This is a genomic window from Streptomyces sp. NPDC045021, from assembly GCF_056432645.1.
Window position 1 is genome coordinate 1,323,377 of sequence record NZ_JBWKIQ010000001.1, and the last position, 17,208, is coordinate 1,340,584.

General features: G+C 71.9%; 16 protein-coding genes. 9 read left to right on the forward strand and 7 right to left on the reverse strand.

What is annotated here, in order from left to right; all coding sequences use genetic code 11:
* Positions 1–187 precede the first annotated feature (187 nt).
* On the forward strand, positions 188–796 hold the full coding sequence (gene idi / locus AC07DC_RS05875; protein ID WP_250978501.1) for an isopentenyl-diphosphate Delta-isomerase: 609 nt from the start codon (positions 188–190) through the stop codon (positions 794–796).
* 52 nt (positions 797–848) lie between these two features.
* Here idi and AC07DC_RS05880 read toward each other — a convergent pair whose 3' ends face one another.
* Both AC07DC_RS05880 and AC07DC_RS05885 read right to left on the reverse strand, forming a co-directional pair.
* A complete protein-coding gene (locus AC07DC_RS05880) occupies positions 849–1,391 on the reverse strand; it encodes an ATP-binding protein (protein WP_478912630.1) in 543 nt (180 codons plus the stop codon).
* 179 nt (positions 1,392–1,570) lie between these two features.
* Positions 1,571–2,308, reverse strand: coding sequence for an HdeD family acid-resistance protein (locus AC07DC_RS05885; protein WP_478912153.1), 738 nt, complete (start codon positions 2,306–2,308; stop codon positions 1,571–1,573).
* A 135-nt stretch (positions 2,309–2,443) separates the two neighbouring features.
* On the opposite strand from AC07DC_RS05885, the gene AC07DC_RS05890 reads away from it, so the two are divergent.
* Positions 2,444–3,238, forward strand: coding sequence for an enoyl-CoA hydratase/isomerase family protein (locus tag AC07DC_RS05890; protein WP_478912154.1), 795 nt, complete (start codon positions 2,444–2,446; stop codon positions 3,236–3,238).
* 14 nt (positions 3,239–3,252) lie between these two features.
* On the opposite strand, the gene AC07DC_RS05895 is transcribed toward AC07DC_RS05890, so the two are convergent.
* Positions 3,253–3,939 (reverse strand): pyridoxamine 5'-phosphate oxidase family protein, encoded by a 687-nt coding sequence (locus AC07DC_RS05895; protein WP_478912156.1) that lies wholly within the window; start codon positions 3,937–3,939, stop codon positions 3,253–3,255.
* A 177-nt stretch (positions 3,940–4,116) separates the two neighbouring features.
* Here AC07DC_RS05895 and AC07DC_RS05900 point away from each other — a divergent pair, with 177 nt between their 5' ends.
* Entirely contained in the window at positions 4,117–4,986 is an 870-nt protein-coding gene (locus AC07DC_RS05900; protein ID WP_478912158.1) for an SCO6745 family protein, read from the forward strand.
* 139 nt (positions 4,987–5,125) lie between these two features.
* Positions 5,126–6,241 carry a winged helix DNA-binding domain-containing protein gene (locus tag AC07DC_RS05905; RefSeq protein ID WP_478912159.1) on the forward strand — a complete coding sequence of 372 codons (1,116 nt, stop codon included), beginning with the start codon at positions 5,126–5,128 and terminating at the stop codon, positions 6,239–6,241.
* A gap of 19 nt (positions 6,242–6,260) precedes the next feature.
* On the opposite strand, the gene AC07DC_RS05910 is transcribed toward AC07DC_RS05905, so the two are convergent.
* Together AC07DC_RS05910 and AC07DC_RS05915 are read right to left on the reverse strand one after the other, a co-directional pair.
* Positions 6,261–7,154 (reverse strand): DMT family transporter, encoded by an 894-nt coding sequence (locus AC07DC_RS05910; RefSeq protein ID WP_478912161.1) that lies wholly within the window; start codon positions 7,152–7,154, stop codon positions 6,261–6,263.
* Between the two features lie 151 nt (positions 7,155–7,305).
* Complete coding sequence (locus tag AC07DC_RS05915) at positions 7,306–8,124, reverse strand: TrmB family transcriptional regulator (protein WP_478912163.1); 819 nt, start codon at positions 8,122–8,124, stop codon at positions 7,306–7,308.
* A 272-nt stretch (positions 8,125–8,396) separates the two neighbouring features.
* On the opposite strand from AC07DC_RS05915, the gene AC07DC_RS05920 reads away from it, so the two are divergent.
* Positions 8,397–10,424 carry a putative Ig domain-containing protein gene (locus tag AC07DC_RS05920; protein ID WP_478912632.1) on the forward strand — a complete coding sequence of 676 codons (2,028 nt, stop codon included), beginning with the start codon at positions 8,397–8,399 and terminating at the stop codon, positions 10,422–10,424.
* Positions 10,425–10,511: 87 nt separating this feature from the next.
* Here the strand turns inward: AC07DC_RS05920 and AC07DC_RS05925 are convergent, their stop codons facing one another.
* Together AC07DC_RS05925 and AC07DC_RS05930 are read right to left on the reverse strand one after the other, a co-directional pair.
* Positions 10,512–10,892, reverse strand: coding sequence for a hypothetical protein (locus tag AC07DC_RS05925; protein ID WP_478912165.1), 381 nt, complete (start codon positions 10,890–10,892; stop codon positions 10,512–10,514).
* 93 nt (positions 10,893–10,985) lie between these two features.
* Positions 10,986–12,623 (reverse strand): ABC-F family ATP-binding cassette domain-containing protein, encoded by a 1,638-nt coding sequence (locus tag AC07DC_RS05930; protein ID WP_478912167.1) that lies wholly within the window; start codon positions 12,621–12,623, stop codon positions 10,986–10,988.
* 17 nt (positions 12,624–12,640) lie between these two features.
* Between AC07DC_RS05930 and ddaH the strand changes: the two genes are divergently transcribed.
* The 4 genes from ddaH to AC07DC_RS05950 all read left to right on the forward strand — a co-directional run bounded on the left by ddaH (position 12,641) and on the right by AC07DC_RS05950 (position 17,201).
* Positions 12,641–13,423 carry a dimethylargininase gene (gene ddaH, locus AC07DC_RS05935; RefSeq protein ID WP_478912169.1) on the forward strand — a complete coding sequence of 261 codons (783 nt, stop codon included), beginning with the start codon at positions 12,641–12,643 and terminating at the stop codon, positions 13,421–13,423.
* 128 nt (positions 13,424–13,551) lie between these two features.
* Positions 13,552–14,520: an acyl-ACP desaturase gene (locus AC07DC_RS05940; RefSeq protein WP_478912171.1), complete on the forward strand. Its 969-nt coding sequence runs from the start codon at positions 13,552–13,554 to the stop codon at positions 14,518–14,520.
* A gap of 231 nt (positions 14,521–14,751) precedes the next feature.
* Positions 14,752–15,615, forward strand: a complete 864-nt coding sequence (locus AC07DC_RS05945) for a TIGR03084 family metal-binding protein (protein ID WP_478912173.1) — start codon at positions 14,752–14,754, stop codon at positions 15,613–15,615.
* A complete protein-coding gene (locus tag AC07DC_RS05950; RefSeq protein WP_478912174.1) occupies positions 15,612–17,201 on the forward strand; it encodes an acyl-CoA carboxylase subunit beta in 1,590 nt (529 codons plus the stop codon). The genes AC07DC_RS05945 and AC07DC_RS05950 overlap by 4 nt, the downstream gene beginning before the upstream one ends.
* Positions 17,202–17,208: the final 7 nt, after the last annotated feature.

The window sequence follows — 17,208 nt, forward strand, 5'->3', positions numbered from 1 at the left end:
GTGAGCCCGACGACCGCTTCGACGTCGAGCACCGCGTCCTCCGGCCGGCACCGCTCGGGCCCGCGGAACGCGAGGCACGCTTGTGCCACCGACCCCCTTCGGGTGACGTGGGGCGGGCGGTGCAACCACAGCGGGTGGCGCCACGTGAGGCAGACTGAGGACTTGTCGTCGAATGCGAAGGATGGACATGCCAACCAGTCCCGCCACCGGCCGGCCCGGCACCCCCGCGACGGATCCCTCCAGCAACGGAGTCGCGGAACCGATCATGCTGGAGCTGGTCGACGAGGCCGGTGTGACGATCGGCACCGCCGAGAAGCTGTCCGCGCATCTGGCCCCCGGCCGGCTGCACCGGGCCTTCTCCGTCTTCCTCTTCGACGACGAGGGCCGGCTGCTGCTCCAGCGCCGGGCGATGGGCAAGTACCACTCCCCGGGCGTCTGGTCGAACACCTGCTGCGGGCACCCGTACCCGGCCGAGCCGCCGTTCGTGGCCGCCGCCCGGCGCACCGCCGAGGAGCTGGGGACGGCTCCCGCGCTGCTGCGTGAGGCCGGCACCGTCCGCTACAACCACCCGGACCCGGAGTCCGGGCTGGTCGAGCAGGAGTTCAACCACCTCTTCGTCGGCCTCGTCCGGGCGCAACTGCGGCCCGACCCCGAGGAGATCGGCGAGACCGCGTTCGTGACGCCGCCCGAGCTGGAGGAGATCCGCGAGCGCGGCCCGTTCTCCGCCTGGTTCGGGACGGTGTGGGACGCATCGCTGCCCGCGATCCGCGAGCTGACCGGCGACGCCGGCTGGTAGGAGCGGGCCGGAACCGCCGGGCCGGCTCCGGGGAGGAGCAGCGCCGGTGGTTCTACGGGCCCGCGATCGGCAGTGGCAGCAGCGCCCAGATCACCTTGCCGCCGGATTCGGTGTGGGTCACGTCGCACATCCCGCCGGATTCCGCCGTGACGGCCTTGACCAGCAGCAGGCCGCGGCCGCCGGTGTCGCCGTACTCCGCTTCCAGCGCCTTGGGGCGGTAGGGGTGGTTGTCCTCGACGCCGACCCGGATCCAGTCGGGGCCCACCGCGACCTCGATGGTGATCTGCGGCGACAGCAGCGCCGCGTGCCGGACCGCGTTGGTCACCAGCTCCGACACGATCAGCAGGATGCCGGCCAGCAGATCGTCACCGACGGGCACCTTCCGGTCGGCGATGAGGTCCCGGACACCGTGCCGGACCTGGGGTACCGAGGAGTCCACCGCCGGCGCGGTGAAGCGCCATGCGCCCGCGTACGGTGGCGGCGGTGCGAAATGGGCACCGGGACCACCCGAAGCGCCAAGGCCGCCCGGATCACCCGGATCGACCGGTACCTCGGCCGTCGCCGGATCGGGCGGGACGCTCCCGCAGACCTCCATGACGGCACCCACCATCGCCTTCGTGTGACGTGTCCCCGCAGTTCCCGCCGCCGCCCGCTGCCGGGCCGCCGACGAGATCCGCCTCACGGACCGAGTCTCCGGAGTGGGGGGAGTTCACCGGGCGGGTAACCGTAAGTCCGCACCTTTCGGCGCATCCTGTCCGCAGTCGAAAGACTTTGTCACTCGGGCGACCGATTCTGATCGCCTTGTTCCTGCTTCGTGGAATGTTCCACAACCGGGCTATCCGGCGATCCCGCCGACCCTGCGGGTTCCGAGCCCGGCCCCGTCGCGGGTTCCGTCCGAGCCTCGGCCGCGGCCTCCGCCCGAGCGTCCGCCGCGTCGCGGGCGTCCGTGACCATGCCGACGACGCGCCGGCCACCGATACCGCCGGCCACCAGCCCGAGGCCGTCGAAGAGCAGGGTGAGGGAGAAGAAGAAGCCGAGGACGTATCGGCTGCTCTCCGGCCAGTTGGCCAACACCAGGACGCCGAGCAGGATGCCGACCGCGCCCTGCAGCACGGTGGAGAGCGTCTGCGGGCCGCGGACCGCCAGCCCGCCGAAGAGCCGGAACACCCCGCCGGTCAGGAAGAGCAGCGCGGCGAACATCGTCAGCGCCGCGGCGGTGCCGTCCGGCCTGCGGATGACGACGACCCCCGCCGCCAGGTTCAGCGCGGCGACCACCAGCGCGAGCCAGAAGAAGTTCGTATCGCGCGACTGGACGGCGTGCAGCAGGCCGACGAAGCCGCCGATCAGCAGCAACCAGCCGAAGAGCAGCACCGAGGTGAGGGTGGCGAAGGCCGTGTAGGCGAGACCGATCAGCCCGCACAGCACCAGTACGACGCCGAGCGCGGCAAGCCATCCGAAGCTGCGGCTGATCCGGGCCTCCGGTCGCCGGTCCGACTTCCTGAGTGCGGCCATGGCCGCCTCCTCGCCTCGAACAGATTGATGTCCTACAGCCTTTTTACCCCTGTTTGTTCGCGGATAGGATTCGGTGATCGGCCACATGCGCAGGCGGCACGCGCGCCGCACGGAACGTACGGAAGGGGAGCCCGGATGCCCGAGCCCGGCCCGAAGCCCGGCGCACAGCCCGGGTTGTTGCTGGACATCGCGGACGGCACCGCCACGGTGACCATCAGCAATCCGGCCAAGCGGAACGCCATGACCACCGACATGTGGGAGGCGCTCCCCGGCCTGCTGGACGGTCTCGCCTCCGATCCGGCCGTGCGGGTCCTGGTGCTCACCGGGGCGGACGGCACCTTCTGCGCGGGCGCGGACATCTCAGGGCTGCGGGAGACCGGCAGCGGCTCCGGTCGCACACAGGACGCGGCGGTCCGGGCCGAGGAGGCGCTGGCCGCCTTCCCGAAGCCGACGATCGCGGCCGTGCGCGGCTTCTGTGTGGGCGGCGGCTGCCAGCTCGCCGCCGCCTGCGATCTGCGGTTCGCGGCCGAGGGGGCGCGCTTCGGCGTCACACCGGCCCGGCTCGGCATCGTCTACGCCGCCTCGTCCACCCGTCGGCTGGTCGGTCTGGTCGGCCCCGCGACCGCCAAGTACCTGCTGTTCTCGGCCGAGTTGATCGACCACGAGCGGGCGTTGCGGACCGGGCTCGTCGACGAGGTGCTGCCCGACGACCGACTCGACAAGCGCGTCGCGGAGTTCAGCGCCGTTCTGGCATCGCGCTCGCAGCTCACGCAGGCCGCGGCGAAGGAGTTCGCGACGCCCGGCCTGGACCCGCTGCGGATCGCCCACTGGCAGCGGCAGGCACGCACGAGCGGTGACACCGCCGAGGGCGTCGCCGCCTTCCTGGAGGGCCGGACGCCCACCTTCGCCTGGTCGCCGACCGCCGGCTGAGCCGGCCCCGGAGATCACCCCGCCGGCGTGCCCGCCCTGGCCGCGACGTGCGACGGGAGCGGAATGCCGGCGCGCAGGGCCGGGTCCGGCTCGGGTTCGCCCCAGGTGTGGAGCAGCGGCAGCACCCCGGCCCATACGGAGAGTTCGCCGTCCGGGCCGTCGGCGTCGTCGGTGTGGCCGGTGCTCGTCTTCACCGAGGCCTCGTCGAGTCCGAGCGCGAGCAGCGTGGTGGCGGCGAGCTCCTTGCGGGAGGGGCCGCGCGCGTGGTCCCACCGGCCGGGTGCGGACTGCTCGGCCAGCACGCGCAGGCCGTGCAGCTTCTCATCGGGATCGGTGACGACGCGCGGCACCCCGAGCACCATCGCGCTGCGGTAGTTGACGCTGTGCTCGAAGACGGATCGCGCCAGCACCAGAGCGTCGATGTGGGTGACGGTGACGCAGACGGACGCCCCGGGCGACTGCACGAGGCTGCGACTGGCGGCCGAGCCGTGCAGATAGACGGTGTCGGCGGCCGCGTCGAACCCGTAGACCGTGGGGACCGCCAGCGGCGAGCCGTCCACCACCACGGCGAGATGGCAGACGAAACCGGCGCCCAGCACCGCGTCCAGGTCGTCGCGGGACACACTGCCCTGCTCACGCAGCCGCCGATGACGGGTCCGGTCGGTGACCGGGAGCATGCGGGCGGGTTCGTCGGTGGACATCAGGGCCTCCGTAAGGCGTGCAGCAGACACCGGAACACTATCGATCTCAGCAGTTGAACGCCATGGATTCAACTAATTCACGACCATGCTGTGCTGATAGCAACGCTTTCCGTCGCGGTGGCCGGAACGAACGCACGCCCCTCGGCAACATGCTGACCGGTCGGTAACCTGTGGTCCATGACTACTACCGCTTCGGACCCCCACGCGGCGCGCCGCTGCCAGAACACGCTGAACCCGCTGCACTCCAGCGCGTACTTCTCGCCCGAGTTCGCGGCCGAACTCGCCCGGCTCGGCCTCGAGCCCGGCAGCATGACGTACTTCGCGGGTCGGGCGGCGCCGCTGGGGGCCGTCGGAGCCGGTACCGTCACCGCGACGTTCTACAACTTCAACCACGACCTGGTGATCCGGCACATCCCGCGCGCCTGGACGATCGCCACCCCCGAAGCCGTCATCGACGCCCGGCTGCGTGCGGTCGACACCGCGCTCACCCGGCTGCTCGGCGCGGACGTCGTCGCCTCGCCGGAGATGGCCGAGGCCGCCGCCCTGGCGCTGCGCGCCACCGAGGCCTGCGAGCGGGCCGCCCGCCCGCTCTACGCCGCCAACGCCGACCTGCCGGTGCCCACCGCACCGCACCTCGCGCTCTGGCACGCCGCCACGCTGCTGCGCGAGCACCGGGGCGACGGCCACCTCGCCGCGCTGATGGCGGCCGAACTCGACGGCCTGGAGGCCATCGTCAGCCACACCGCGACCGGCAAGGGCTTCACCCCGCGCTTCGTCCAGGCCAGCAGGGGCTGGACGGCCGAGCAGTGGGCCGCCTGCCAGGATCGGCTGCGCGAGCGCGGAGTGCTCGACGCGGCGGGCGAGCTCACCGACGCGGGCACCGAGCTGCGGCGCGACATCGAAGCCGCCACCGACCGCATCGACCGCGCCCCCTACGACCACCTGGGCGCCACCGGCGTCGCCCGCCTCACCGAACTGGCCGGATCGTTCACGCAGACCGCCCTGGCGTCCGGCGCCTTCCCGCTGGAGCACTTCGGCAAGGGGTGACCCGGTCGCTCCCCTCACGTCCGACCGGCGGTGCCCAGCCCGGCGCGAGTGGATCGCTGGGCCCCAGGCAGCCGGGGGCGCAGGGGCGTTCGTGATCGGATGTACGAACCCTGCGCGGCAGGTGCGGCAGGATGGGTCCATGTCGGAATTGACGCCCGCTCAGGTGCGGTCCTGGCGGGTCCACGCGCAGGGGCTGGCCGGGCCGCGGGACGGGGTCGGAGTCGCCGCGGCGGCACGCGGAGCCGGCGCGCTGCAGGCGCAGGACGCCAAGGCGTGCCGGTTGCAGGTGCGCGCCAGGACCGCGGGGCTCACCGCCGGGGACGTCGATGCGGCGTGCGCCGCCGGTGATCGCTCGCTGGTCCGCACCTGGCTGATGCGCGGCACTCTGCACGCCGTCCCGGCGGCGGACGTGCGCTGGATGACGTCGCTGCTGGGCCCGCGTGCCGCCGCCGCGCAGCGCGGCAGGCGCCTGCAGCTGGGCCTGGACGAGGAGACCTGCGCCCGCGCGCTTCCCGCGCTGGAGAAAGTGCTGGCCGGGCGGGCGCCGATGCTCCGTGACGACATCGTGCGCGGGCTCGGCGAGCTCGGTCTCACCCTGGATCCGCGCAGCCAGGCTCCGGCCCATCTGATGCTCTACGCGGCCGCGACGGGCCTGGTGTGCCGGGGACCGGAGACCGACGGCGACAAATCGACTTATGTGCTGTGCGAGGAGTGGCTGGACGGCATCGGCGGGCCGGAGCTGTCGGGAGACGAGGCACTGGCCGCGCTCGCCGAGCGACATGTGGCCGCATACGGACCCGCGACCGCAAAGGACTTCGCGCGCTGGTCAGGACTGCCCGCCGGCCAGGCCAAGCGCGGCTTCCAGGAAGCCGGGGAGAAGCTGGCGCGGATCGCGGGACCGGACGGCCCGCTGTGGGTGACCGCAGGCACCGACGCACCGCGGCCACCGACGCCGTCCGTCCGGCTGATCGGACACTTCGACCCGTACTTGCTGGGCTACCGCGACCGGGACCTGCTGCTGGACCCGTCCTTCGGCCCTCTCGTCGCGACCGGCGGCGGGTTCATCACCCCGTGCGTGCTGCTGGACGGCGAGGTCGTCGGCATCTGGCGGCACGAGTGGGGTCCCGGCGGCCGACTGGCCGTCCGCGTCGACCCGTTCCGGCCGCCACTCGACGCCGTCGAGCACGGCATCGACGCCGAGGTCGCCGATCTGGGGCGGTTCCTCGGCGTCGAGTCCGGCTGGGCATGGGCCTGAGGGCAGTGGCGGGTGCCCCTCAGGTCGCACTCCCCGTGGCTTCCTTCGCCGGCTCCCCGTCGGGCTGCGCGTCCGGCATCGCCGGGTGCCGTCCCAGCAGCACCACCCCCACCGTGATCGCCGCGAGCCCGGCCGCCTCCCAGGCCAGCGCACCGGTCGTCACCCGCAGCCGGTCCCCGAGGAAGCCGATGCCGCAGGCGATTCCCGCCAGCGGCTGGGCGGCCGTCAGCGCGGGCAGCGACATCCGCAGCGGGGCGGTCTCGAAGGCGCTCTGCACGAGGACGAGCCCGGTGAGGCCGATCGCCGCGACCGCGTACGGCTGCCAGTGCAACGCCAGTATCTCGACACCGTCCTCCCGGGCCAGCTCACCGCAGATCCGCGTCAGCGCGTCCTGCAGCCCGTAGAGCAGGCCCGCCGCCAGCGCCAGCAGGGTCGCCTCGGAGGAGGAGGGAAGCCGCTTGGCGCAGGCCACGAGCAGCAGCGCGAGTCCGACGACGATCCCCAGTACCAGCCAGTGGCGCAGCACCCCCGCGTCGGGGCCGCCCCCGGCCGGCTGCCCGGCGACGATGAACGCCGTCACGCCGAGGGCCAGCAGCCCGACCCCCGCCCAGCCGCTCAGGCCCAGCGGCTGGCCGGACAGCCGGCGGGAGAGCGCCAGGGCGAACAGCAGATTGGTCGCGAGGAGCGGCTCGACGAGGGACACCTCGCCGTGCGCCAGGGCCAGCGCCCCCAGCACCTGGCCGCTGATCATGAGCGCCATGCCCAGCAGCCACTGGGGCATCTTGATCAGGTCGAGGAGAAGCCGGAACGAGAGGAAGTCCGCCAGCGGGGCACGCTGCGCCGCGCGCTGCTGCAGCACGAACCCCAGTCCGAGGCAACAGGCGGCACCAACGCCGAGCAGGAACACGGCCACGCCGCCACCTTAACTCCAGCGGGGCGCGACCGAACGTGTCCCGGCCACCCCGGCCGGGGCCGACCACCCGGCCGGAAAGGGGCAGCCCAGCCGGGAGTGGACGCTCACGACGCGCCTTTCACGTCAGGTCCGGCCGGGGGCCCGGGCTCGCTCAGGACGGCGGATCCGTGGGCACCGTCTCGGCGCTCCCCCAGACCGTGAGGAAGGCGAGGCGCAGGCAGCCCGCGAGAGCCGGATGTTCGATGAACAGCGCGGTGGTGGAGCCGGTTCCGGCCACCGGATCCGGCATGTCGCACAGCACGAGTGAGGCGTCCGCGATGATCAGCTTCATCGGCAGTTCGACGGCGAACCGCGCCTCCTCCCCCGCCTCGCCGAAGCGGCGGACGTTCTCCAGGACCTCCGCGTCGGCGAGCGCGTCGTGCGTGTAGATCGCCCGGACCGTTCCGCCGGCCTTGCGCAGCCTGCGGACGACCTTGATGCCCTCGGTGTTGGCGGCGGGGGCGACGAAGGGCGGCTTGCAGAAGCTGAGCAGCTCGTGCCCGGCCTGCTCCTGGATGTCCGCGAACCGCTCGGCGATCACCTTGGGGTCGCGCAGCACCTCGATGTAGTCGAGCGGATCGGTGTGCGTCCGGCCGTCGGTCCAGATCGGCAGCAGCGCGGAGGCGAGCCCGGCCGAGACCCGGTCCAGCCGTTCCAGCGACTCCCGTTGGAGTGCCATCAGCCGGGCGATGGCCAGTTCCGGCGCGATGGCGGAGAACGTCGCCACCCGGCCGGGCCGGGCGATGGCGAGCCGCCGGCGCACGAGTGCGTCGAGGACGTCGTAGACCCGCTGGCGGGGGACGTCCGCCTCGCGGGCCACCTCCGCGGCGGTGTAGGACTCGCGCCTGACCAGCGCGAGGTAGACGCGTGCCTCGTACCGCGCCAGCCCCAGCGCCACAAGGTCGTTGACCGGACCCTCTTCGAACTCCATGGGCGCTCAAGCTATACGGCCGAGATCGCTGACCGAAAGGAAGACTTTGCCATTGCCCGGTAGTCCCTTGGGCACAGCCTTCACTACGTTCAGCGTTGGCCACCACTGAACGGGGTGGCAGCTCCTTCCAGCGCCGGCGTCACCCTCGCCGTCGCCTTCACCACCAATGAACGTGCGCTACGCGAAGCCCCGCGGCGTCTCCTTCATCAGGCAATGTCATGACCATGACATCTTGCCTCAACGGTTGCCCGCCGCCGGGGACCGATCCCCCCATGGAGGGCTGTTCATTGCCATCGAGAACCCCCAACCGCGCCAGACGCCTCACCCGTCGCGGCGTCACCGCCGTCCTGTCGGCGGCGGCCCTGGCCTCCGCCGGCATGCTGGCCGTCGCCGGCCCGGCAACCGCGTCGGCCGCCCCCACCGCGGTCACCCCGGCCGCGGCGAGCGCCACCACCCCCCACACCGAGCGGCTCTGCTCGGAACCCAGCCAGGCCGGCTACATGGCCTGTCACGCACTGGCCCGTACCGACCTGGTCCAGCACCTGTCCCTCGCCCCGAACGCGCTCCCGTCCGGCTATGGCCCCACTGACCTGCAGAGCGCCTACGCCCTGCCTTCGGCCGGAGCCGGTGCGACCGTCGCGATCGTCGACGCCAACGACGACCCCAAGGCCGAGGCCGACCTGGGCTCCTACCGCTCCCAGTACGGCCTGCCCGCCTGCACCACGGCCAACGGCTGCTTCAAGAAGGTCGACCAGAACGGCGGCACCAACTACCCGACGGCCGACGCCGGTTGGGCGGGCGAGATCTCGCTCGACGTCGACATGGTCAGCGCCGTCTGCCCGCAGTGCCACATCCTGCTCGTCGAGGCGACCACGGCGTCCATGGAGGACCTGGGCGCCGCGGTGAACCGCGCGGTCACGATGGGCGCCAAGTACGTCTCCAACAGCTACGGCGGCGGCGAGGACTCCACCGACACCAGCTCGGACGCCTCCTACTTCAACCATCCCGGCGTCGCGATCACCGTCAGCTCCGGTGACAGCGGCTACGGCGTCGAGTACCCGGCGGCCTCGCAGTACGTCACCGCGGTCGGCGGCACCTCACTGAGCCGCTCCAGCACCCCGCGCGGCTGGACCGAGAAGGTCTGGGGCGCCACCAGTGGCGACGGCGCCGGCTCCGGCTGCTCCGCCTACGACCCCAAGCCCTCCTGGCAGACCGACACCGGCTGCGCCAAGCGCACCGTCGCCGATGTCTCCGCGGTCGCCGACCCGGCCACCGGCCTCGCGGTCTACGACAGCTACCAGGCGAGCGGCTGGAACGTGTACGGCGGCACCAGCGCCTCCGCGCCGATCATCGCCTCCGTCTACGCCCTCGCCGGCACCCCGGCCGCGGGCACGACTCCGTCCTCGTACCCGTACGCCCACACCTCGTCGCTCAACGACGTGACCACCGGCACCAACGGCTCCTGCGGCAGCAGCTACCTGTGCACCGCCAAGGCCGGCTACGACGGCCCGACCGGCCTCGGCACCCCGAACGGCACGGCCGCCTTCACCAACGGCTCGACCGGCGGCAACACCGTCACCGTGACGAACCCGGGCAGCCAGTCCACCACCGTCAACACCGCGGTCTCCCTGCAGATCCACGCCACCGACTCCGGTAGCGGCCAGACCCTCACCTACAGCGCCACCGGCCTTCCGCCGGGCGTCACGATCAACTCCTCCACCGGCCTCATCAGCGGTACGCCCACCACCGCCGGCACCTACAGCGTGACGGTGACCGCCAAGGACGGCACCAACGCCACCGGCAGCGCCTCCTTCACCTGGGTCGTCAACCCGGTCGGCGGCGGCTGCAGCACCTCGCAGCTCTTCGGCAACCCCGGCTTCGAGACCGGCACCGCGGCCCCCTGGACCGCCAGCGCCAGCGTGGTCGACAACAGCTCCAGCGAGGCCGCCCACTCCGGTTCCTGGAAGGCGTGGCTCGACGGCTACGGCTCCACCCACACCGACTCGCTCGCCCAGACGGTGACGGTCCCCAGCGGCTGCCACGCCACCCTGACGTTCTGGGTGCACATCGACACCGCGGAGACGACCACCTCCACCGCGTACGACAAGCTGACGGTGAAGGCCGGCAGCACCACGCTGGCCACGTACTCCAACCTCAACAAGAACACCGGCTACGCGCAGAAGTCCTTCGACCTCTCCTCGTTCGCGGGACAGTCGGTGACGGTCACCTTCACCGGCACCGAGGACTCCAGCCTCCAGACGAGCTTCGTGCTCGACGACACCGCTCTCAACATCAGCTGAAACCCGGCTGGTTGAAGTAATTCGCCAAAGGTCACAAAAAAGTCAGACGGACCCGGACAGGCCCCCACAGCCTGTCCGGGTCCGTGTCTATAGCTGCCGCACGTCGACCGTCACGGTCCATGCCTGCATCGCGTGGCAGGAGACCATGCCGGGCGCCGAGGGCGCGGGGCAGACCTTGCGGGCGGTGGCCAGCTTCACGGAGCCGGGGGCGGACGCTCGGAAGGAGTCGGCGGAGACCTCGGTCAGGCCGGCACCGGACACGGTCACCGGCCCCCAGCCGGCACCCGCCAGCGCAACCCGGACCGAGCTGCCCACATCGAGGCAGAGGTGGTTGCCGTCGGACCTCTCGGTCACGACGGTGGAGTCGCAGCGGAGCCCGTTGCCCGGCCCGTTCACCGGATGGTCCGCACCGCAGCCGGCCGCTCCCAGCAGCGCCACCACGGCGACGGCCCCTGCCCATGCGCGCATCCGACGGCCTCCCGGTCTCCAGGATCCTGAACGGTCACGGCTTGGACGCGGCCCGCGGCATTCCGGTTCCGCCGGACCGCGCCCGGCCGCCGGTCAGGCCTCCGAGACCCGGCCGTCCGCGACCTCGATGCGCCGGGTGGTGCTCACCGCGTCCAGCATCCGCCGGTCGTGCGTGACCAGCAGCAGCGTCCCGTTGTACGAGGACAGTGCCGACTCCAGTTGCTCGATCGCCGGCAGGTCCAGGTGGTTGGTCGGCTCGTCGAGGACGAGCAGGTTGACCCCGCGGGCCTGCAGCAGGGCCAGCGCGGCCCGGGTCCGCTCCCCCGGCGACAGCGTCGCCGCCGGGCGCAGCACATGAGCGGCCTTGAGGCCGAACTTGGCCAGCAGCGTCCGCACGTCGGCGGGCTCCAGGTCGGGTACGGAGGCTGCGAACGCGTCCATCAGCGGCTCGTCGCCGAAGAACAGTCCGCGGGCCTGGTCCACCTCGCCCACGACGACTCCCGGGCCGAGCGCGGCGTTGCCGGCGTCCAGCGGGAGCCGGCCCAGCAGGGCGGCGAGCAGCGTGGACTTGCCGGAGCCGTTGGCGCCGGTGATCGCGACCCGGTCCGCCCAGTCGATCTGCAGGTCGACCGGGCCGAACGTGAAGTCCCCGCGGCGGACCTCGGCGCCGCGCAGCGTCGCCACCACGGCCCCGGACCGGGGCGCCGCGGCGATCTCCATCTTGAGCTCCCACTCCTTGCGGGGCTCGTCGACGACATCGAGGCGTTCGATCATGCGCTGCGTCTGGCGGGCCTTGGCGGCCTGCTTCTCGGACGCCTCGCTGCGGAACTTGCGGCCGATCTTGTCGTTGTCCGTCGCCTTGCGGCGGGCGTTCTTGACGCCCTGGTCCATCCACGAGCGCTGCATCTGGCCGCGGGCTTCGAGGGAGGACTTCTTGTCGGCGAACTCGTCGTACTCCTCGCGGGCGTGCCGGCGGGCGACCTCCCGCTCCTCCAGGTACGCCTCGTAGCCGCCGCCGTAGGTGTTCACCTGCTGCTGGGCGAGATCGAGTTCGACGACCTTGGTCACGGTGCGGGTGAGGAACTCGCGGTCGTGGCTGACGACGACGGTGCCGGCGCGCAGCCCCTTGACGAACTTCTCCAGCCGGTCGAGGCCGTCGAGGTCCAGGTCGTTGGTGGGCTCGTCGAGCAGGAAGACGTCGTAGCGGCTGAGCAGCAGCGAGGCGAGGCCGGCGCGGGCGGCCTGGCCGCCGGAGAGCGAGGTCATCTGCTGGTCGAGGCCGATGGACAGGCCCAGCGAGGCGGCGACCTCCTCGGAGCGCTCCTCCAGGTCGGCGCCACCGAGGTCGAGCCAGCGCTCCAGGCCGGTGGAGTACGCGTCGTCGGCGCCGGGCGCCTCGTCGACGAGTGCCTGGGTGGCGGCGTCGAGCGCGCTCTGGGCGGCAGCGACGCCGGTACGGCGGGCGAGGAAGTCCCGTACGGTCTCCCCGGGACGCCGCTCGGGCTCCTGCGGCAGATGGCCGACGGCGGCGCTGGGCGGGCTCAGCCGCAGCACACCCTGCTCGGGGGTGTCGAGCCCGGCGAGCAGCCGCAGCAGCGTCGACTTGCCGGCGCCGTTGGCACCGACCAGGCCGATGACATCGCCGGGGGCGACGACGAGTTCGAGGCCGGAGAACAGGACTCGGTCCCCCTGTCCTGCGGCAAGATCCTTGGCAACAAGAGTGGCACTCATCAGGGAGCAGATCCTATATGCCCAGCAAGAAGGCGATCGTCCGCCGTCCCAGTCCGCGCCTGGCCGAGGGCCTGGTGACGCACATCGACCGGTCGCCGGTCGACCCCGCGCTGGCGCTGCGGCAGTGGGAGCGCTACACCGCGGTCCTCGCGGAGCACGGCTGGGAGACGGTCGAGGCCGCGCCGGCGGACGACTGTCCGGACGGGGTCTTCATCGAGGACACCATGGTCGTGTTCCGGAACGTGGCGCTGATCTCGCGCCCCGGCGCCCCCTCGCGGCGGCCCGAGACGGCCGGCGCCGAGGAGGCGGCGATCGCGCTCGGCTGCTCGGTGAACCGGATCCGGGAGCCCGGAACGCTGGACGGCGGCGACATCCTGAAGGTCGGGGACACCCTCTACGTCGGCCGGGGCGGGCGTACCAACGCGGAGGGCGTGCGGCAGCTGCGGGCGGTGTTCGAGCCGCTGGGCGCGCGGGTGGTCGCGGTCCCGGTTGCCAAGGTGCTGCACCTGAAGTCGGCGGTGACGGCCCTGCCCGACGGAACGATCATCGGATATCCGCCACTGGTCGACGATCCGGCCGTCTTTACGCACTTCCGACCGGTCCCGGAGGAGGCTGGGTCCCATGTAGTGCTCCTCGGCGGAGACGTGCTGCTCATGGCCGCGAGTGCTCCCCGCAGTGCGGAGCTGTTCAGCGGTCTGGGATACCGGCCGGTCCTGGTCGACATCAGCGAATTCGAGAAGCTGGAGGGCTGCGTCACGTGCTTGTCCGTACGAGTGCGCGAGCTGTCCGCGCGGAGCTAGCCGTTCCGTATCTGTCCGTAGCTGTTCCATACACCCAGCGGGGCGACGGTTGCCTTTTCGGCGACTCATAACCTACGGTTGCGTAACTTACGTCCCCGTAGGTGCCTTGCCAGCCATCAGGAGCCACCGTGACCATCACCGAATCCCACCGTCCCGGATCGGACACATGGAGTGACGCGCGGCTGCTGTACGCCCTGGAAGAGGTGGTCGAGACCGAGCTCAACCGCCACCTCGCGGTAGCCAAGGAATGGATGCCCCACGAGTACGTGCCGTGGAGCGACGGCCGCAACTTCGACGGGATCATGGGCGGCGACGCCTGGGCCCCCGAGCAGTCCAAGGTCACCGAGATCGGCCGGATCGCGCTCGTCGTGAACCTGCTCACCGAGGACAACCTCCCCAGCTACCACCACGAGATCGCCTCGCTCTTCGGACGCGACGGCGCCTGGGGCACCTGGGTGCACCGCTGGACCGCGGAAGAGGGCCGGCACGGAATCGTCATGCGTGACTACCTGCTGACCAGCCGCGCCGTGGACCCGGTCGAGCTGGAGCGCTTCCGCATGCAGCACATGTCGGAGGGCTTCGAGTCCGACAACCGGCACAGCATGCTGCACTCGGTGGCGTACGTGGCCTTCCAGGAGCTGGCCACCCGCGTCTCGCACCGCAACACCGGACACCAGTCGGGGGACCCGGTCTGCGACCGGATGCTGGCCCGGATCGCCACCGACGAGAACCTCCACATGGTCTTCTACCGCAACCTGCTGGCCGCGGCGCTGCAGCTCGCCCCCGACCTCACGATGCAGGCGATCCGCGATGTCGTCGTGCAGTTCCGGATGCCCGGCCACGGCATGCCCGGCTTCGAGCGGGCGGCCGCCCGGATGGCAATCGGCGGGATCTACAACCTGCGGATCCACCATGACGACGTGCTGCAGCCGGTGCTGCGCCACCTCAAGGTCCTCGAGGTCAGCGGCCTCGGTCCGGACGGAGTGCGGGCGCAGGAGGAGCTGGGCATGTTCATGGGCGGCCTCAACGGCCAGGCCACGAAGTTCGACGAGCGCAAGGCCGCGCTGGAGGCCCGCCGGGCCGCACGCGCCTCGTAACGCCCGACGCACCGCCGGCGCCGGATACCGGCTCGCCGCTTGTACCGCCCATTGCCGCCCGCATCACTGCGTGCGGCGACGGGCGGTTTTCGTGTGCCTGCGGCAGCTCCCCTGCGTCCACCGTTTTCCGCCCGCTGTCCAAAAATCATGCAAGCACGCTTGATTGTTCTTGGCGGCACTGCCACCCTCTGACCCACAACGTTGCTGACCGGGTGTCAACAAGGGGTGGTCATGGCCGATCCACTGTCCGTGCTCGTCGACCTGCGGGCCGAGAGCGAAGACCTCGACCGGCTGGTGGCGCCGCTCCCGGCGGACCGCTGGGCGGCGCCCACCCCCGCCGAGGGCTGGACGATCGCCCATCAGATCGCCCACCTCGCCTGGACCGACGGCGTCGCGCTGCTCTCGGTGACCGACCCCGAGGCGTTCGCCCGGGAGACCGAACTGGCCGCCGCGACCTTCGAGACGTTCGTCGACGACGAGGCCCGCAAGGGCGCGTCGCTGCCGCCGGCCGAGCTGCTCACCCGCTGGCGCACCGGACGCGAGGCTCTGCTCGACGCGCTGGCCACGCAGCCGCCCGGCACGCGTTTCCCCTGGTACGGGCCCCCGATGAGCGCCGCCTCGATGGCCACCGGGCGGCTGATGGAGACCTGGGCGCACGGCCAGGACGTCGCCGACGCCCTGGGCGTCCGGCGCGAGCCGACCGGCCGGCTACGGCATGTGGCCCGGATCGGGGTGCGGGCCCGCGACTACGCGTACTTCGTACGAGGACTCCAGCCGCCCACCGAGGAGTTCCGGGTCGAGCTGACGGCGCCCGGCGGCGAGGTGTGGATGTACGGGCCGGAGGACGCCGCGCAGCGGGTGACCGGACCGATGATCGACTTCTGTCTGCTGGCCACCCAGCGCAGGCACCGCGACGACCTCGCCGTACGCGCCGAGGGCGAGGACGCGGACCGCTGGTTGGAGATCGCGCAGGCCTTCGCGGGACCGGCGGGACCGGGGCGGCAGCCGCAGTCCCCGACCCGGCCGCGGCCGCCGGTGGACGAGGCGGGTCCGCTGGACCCGGGATCCGCGGATGAGCCCGGGGCCGGCGCATGACCCTCCTGGACACCTCGGACGACGAGTACACGGCCAACCGCGCGACCATGCTCGCCCGGCTCGCGGAGGTCGACGCCGCGCACGCCACCGCGATCGGCGGCGGCGGTGAGAAGTACGTGGAGCGCCACCGCAAGCGCGGCAAGCTGCTCGCCCGCGAGCGCATCGAGCTGCTGCTCGACCCGGACACCCCGTTCCTCGAACTCTCACCGCTCGCCGCCTGGGGCAGCGACTACCCGGTGGGCGCCTCGCTGGTCACCGGTATCGGCGTCGTGGAAGGCGTCGAGTGCCTGATCACGGCCAGCGACCCGACCGTACGCGGCGGGGCCAGCAACCCGTGGACGCTGAAGAAGGCGCTGCGCGCCAACGAGATCGCCTTCGCCAACCGGCTGCCGGTGATCAGCCTCGTCGAGTCCGGCGGCGCCGATCTCCCCAGCCAGAAGGAGATCTTCATACCCGGCGGAGCCCTCTTCCGGGACCTGACCCGGCTGTCGGCCGCCGGGATCCCCACCATCGCCGTCGTCTTCGGCAACTCGACCGCGGGCGGTGCGTACATCCCCGGCATGTCCGACCACGTGATCATGGTCAAGGACCGGTCGAAGGTCTTCCTCGGCGGACCGCCGCTGGTCAAGATGGCGACCGGTGAGGAGAGCGACGACGAGTCGCTGGGCGGCGCCGACATGCACGCCCGGGTCTCCGGCCTCGCCGACTACTACGCACTCGACGAGCCCGACGCGCTGCGAACCGCGCGCCGCGTCGTCTCCCGGCTCAACTGGCGCAAGCAGGGCCCGGCTCCGAGGGCATCCGTCGAGCCGCCGCTGCACGACGAGGACGAGCTGCTCGGCATCGTCCCCGGCGATCTGCGGACGCCCTTCGATCCGCGTGAGGTGATCACCCGCGTCGTCGACGGTTCGCGGTTCGACGAGTTCAAGCCGCTGTACGGGCCGAGCCTGGCCACCGGCTGGGCCGAGGTGCACGGCTATCCGGTCGGGATCCTCGCCAACGCGCAGGGCGTGCTGTTCAGCGCCGAATCGCAGAAGGCCGCGCAGTTCATCCAACTCGCCAACCAGCGGGACATTCCACTGCTCTTCCTGCACAACACCACCGGCTACATGGTCGGCAAGGAGTACGAGCAGGCCGGGATCATCAAGCACGGCGCCATGATGATCAACGCGGTCGCCAACTCGAAGGTCCCGCATCTGTCGGTCCTGATGGGCGCGAGTTACGGCGCCGGCCACTACGGCATGTGCGGCCGGGCCTTCGACCCGCGCTTCCTCTTCGCCTGGCCGAGCGCCAAGTCCGCCGTGATGGGCCCCGCCCAGCTCGCCGGGGTGCTCTCGATCGTCGCCCGCCAGTCGGCGGCGGCGAAGGGGCTGCCCTACGACGACGAGGCCGACGCCGCGCTGCGCGCGATGGTCGAGCAGCAGATCGAGTCCGAGTCGCTCCCGATGTTCCTGTCCGGGCGGCTCTACGACGACGGCGTCATCGACCCGCGCGACACGCGGACCGTACTCGGCCTGTGCCTGTCAGCCGTGCACGGCGCGCCCGTCGAGGGCGCGCGTGGCGGCTTCGGCGTCTTCCGGATGTGAGGGCAGT

What these genes read in the sequence shown, in the direction of transcription:
- AC07DC_RS05880 (WP_478912630.1), bottom strand. Translation starts at nt 1,391, where the DNA reads ATGGAGGTCTGCGGGAGCGTCCCGCCCGATCCGGCGACGGCCGAGGTA.
- AC07DC_RS05945 (WP_478912173.1), top strand. Translation starts at nt 14,752, where the DNA reads ATGGCCGATCCACTGTCCGTGCTCGTCGACCTGCGGGCCGAGAGCGAA.
- AC07DC_RS05885 (WP_478912153.1), bottom strand. Translation starts at nt 2,308, where the DNA reads ATGGCCGCACTCAGGAAGTCGGACCGGCGACCGGAGGCCCGGATCAGC.
- ddaH (WP_478912169.1), top strand. Translation starts at nt 12,641, where the DNA reads ATGCCCAGCAAGAAGGCGATCGTCCGCCGTCCCAGTCCGCGCCTGGCC.
- AC07DC_RS05890 (WP_478912154.1), top strand. Translation starts at nt 2,444, where the DNA reads ATGCCCGAGCCCGGCCCGAAGCCCGGCGCACAGCCCGGGTTGTTGCTG.
- AC07DC_RS05900 (WP_478912158.1), top strand. Translation starts at nt 4,117, where the DNA reads ATGACTACTACCGCTTCGGACCCCCACGCGGCGCGCCGCTGCCAGAAC.
- AC07DC_RS05950 (WP_478912174.1), top strand. Translation starts at nt 15,612, where the DNA reads ATGACCCTCCTGGACACCTCGGACGACGAGTACACGGCCAACCGCGCG.
- AC07DC_RS05925 (WP_478912165.1), bottom strand. Translation starts at nt 10,892, where the DNA reads ATGCGCGCATGGGCAGGGGCCGTCGCCGTGGTGGCGCTGCTGGGAGCG.
- AC07DC_RS05915 (WP_478912163.1), bottom strand. Translation starts at nt 8,124, where the DNA reads ATGGAGTTCGAAGAGGGTCCGGTCAACGACCTTGTGGCGCTGGGGCTG.
- idi (WP_250978501.1), top strand. Translation starts at nt 188, where the DNA reads ATGCCAACCAGTCCCGCCACCGGCCGGCCCGGCACCCCCGCGACGGAT.
- AC07DC_RS05895 (WP_478912156.1), bottom strand. Translation starts at nt 3,939, where the DNA reads ATGTCCACCGACGAACCCGCCCGCATGCTCCCGGTCACCGACCGGACC.
- AC07DC_RS05930 (WP_478912167.1), bottom strand. Translation starts at nt 12,623, where the DNA reads ATGAGTGCCACTCTTGTTGCCAAGGATCTTGCCGCAGGACAGGGGGAC.
- AC07DC_RS05920 (WP_478912632.1), top strand. Translation starts at nt 8,397, where the DNA reads ATGGAGGGCTGTTCATTGCCATCGAGAACCCCCAACCGCGCCAGACGC.
- AC07DC_RS05905 (WP_478912159.1), top strand. Translation starts at nt 5,126, where the DNA reads ATGTCGGAATTGACGCCCGCTCAGGTGCGGTCCTGGCGGGTCCACGCG.